This window comes from Kocuria rosea, assembly GCF_023715525.1.
GTDB classification, from domain to species: domain Bacteria; phylum Actinomycetota; class Actinomycetes; order Actinomycetales; family Micrococcaceae; genus Kocuria; species Kocuria rosea_A.
This window is the reverse complement of record NZ_JAMBOG010000049.1, coordinates 1-1,803: the sequence shown is the minus strand read 5'-3', so window position 1 is coordinate 1,803 and position 1,803 is coordinate 1. Positions and strand designations below refer to the sequence as shown.

2 protein-coding genes are annotated in these 1,803 nt (G+C 71.8%); both read right to left on the bottom strand.

Annotated elements, in window-relative coordinates; all coding sequences use genetic code 11:
* Positions 1-944: LUD domain-containing protein (locus M3185_RS16895; protein ID WP_251334835.1), on the bottom strand; the 944-nt coding region annotated here is incomplete at its 3' end.
* Positions 941-1,792: a (Fe-S)-binding protein gene (locus tag M3185_RS16890; RefSeq protein ID WP_251334834.1), complete on the bottom strand. Its 852-nt coding sequence runs from the start codon at positions 1,790-1,792 to the stop codon at positions 941-943. The genes M3185_RS16895 and M3185_RS16890, both read right to left, overlap by 4 nt.
* Positions 1,793-1,803: the final 11 nt, after the last annotated feature.

The following is a 1,803-nucleotide window of genomic DNA, read 5'->3' as shown; positions in this document are numbered from 1 at the left end:
GAGCGGCCGTTGTCGAGCAGCACCACGTGCACCTCCTGCGGCCCGTCGCCGGGGGTCACCCCGGTCCACAGGGAGGTGTACGGGTTCATCCGCTCGCCCGTGGAGGAGCGCGGGAGCAGCTGGAGGAACACCTCGAGGTCGGCGAAGCTCGGCACGAGCTTCTCGATGCCCATCACGGTGATCAGGGTCTCGGGCAGGGTCAGGCACATCCGCCCGTTGCCCTCGGACTCCACCACGGCCAGCGTCCCGGTCTCAGCCACCCCGAAGTTGGCCCCGGAGATCGCCACCGGCGTGGTCAGGAACTTCTCCCGCAGGTGGGTGCGGGCGGCCTCGGCGAGATCGCGCGGCTCGGCCGTGAGGGTCTCGTCGGTCTCAGGCATCTCGGCCAGGAAGATGTCGCGGATCTCGTGGCGGTTCTTGTGGATGGCGGGGACGAGGATGTGCGAGGGCTTGTCGTGGTCGAGCTGGACGATGAGTTCCGCGAGGTCGGTCTCGGTCGCGGTGATCCCGTGGGCCTGAAGGTGGGCGTCGAGGCCGATCTCCTGGGTGGCCATGGACTTGATCTTGATGGCCTCCGTGGACCCGGTGGCCTGCACGAGCTCGGTGACGATCCGGTTGGCCTCCTCCGCGTCGCGGGCCCAGTGGACGGTCGCGCCCCGGGCGGTGGCGTTGCGCTCGAACTCCTCGAGCAGCTCCGGCAGGTCCGCCATCACCTGGGCCTTGATGGCGGAGCCGGCGGCGCGCAGCGCCTCCCAGTCGGGCAGCTCCTCCACGACGGCCGCGCGCTTACCGCGGATGGTGTGCGTGGCGTGGCGGATGTTGGCGCGCAGCTGCGCGTTGCCCAGCTCGGCCTTCGCGGCCTCCGGGAACGGCACCGACGCGTGCAGGTTGCCCCGCCCGTGGACGGGACGGAGCCCGGGCATGCCCAGTGCGGTGCGGCTCACCGGGCACCTCCGGCGGAAGCGGTGGTCGACGACGCCGCGCGGCGTCTTTTGGGCGCGGCGGGGATGGACAGCTCGACCGGCCCGGAGACCTCCAGCGGGTTCGCGCGGGTGGAGGCGAGGATCTCGGCGAAGTGCACGGTGCCCACGCCGGTGCCCCGGCGGGCCATGGCCCCGCCCAGGTGCATAAGGCAGGAGGCGTCGCCGCCGGTGCACAGCTCGGCTCCGGTGGCGACGATGTTGCCGATCTTCTCCTCGGCCATCGCCGCGGAGACCTCGGGGACCTTGAAGGAGAAGGTCCCGCCGAAGCCGCAGCACTCCTCGGCGTCGGGCAGCTCGACGAACTCGAGCCCCGCCACCGAGCGGACGAGGTCCTTCTGCCGGTCGCCCAGGCGCAGCAGGCGCATCCCGTGGCAGGAGGGGTGGTAGGTGACCCGGTGCGGGAACCAGGACCCGAGCTGGCCGGCGGCATCACTCACGCCGAGCACGTCGACCAGCAGCTGGGACAGCTCGTAGGTGGTGCCGGCGACGGCCTCGGCCGCGCGGGCCAGGTCCTCGTCGCCGGCCGTACGGGCGATCATCGGCTGCTGGTGGCCCAGGGAGGCCACACAGGAGCCGGAGGGGGCCACGGCGACGTCGTAGTCGGCGGCCGAGAACGCCTCCACGTGGTTGCGCACCACGGGCACGGCATCGGCGAAGTAGCCGCTGTTGACGTGCATCTGGGAGCAGCAGCCCTGGCCGGGCGGGAACACGACCTCGTGGCCCAGCCGCTCCAGCACGCGCACGGTGGCCAGCGCGACCCTCGGGTACATCGCGTCCACGATGCACGTGGCGAACAGTGCGATTCTCATGCGGCCTCCGG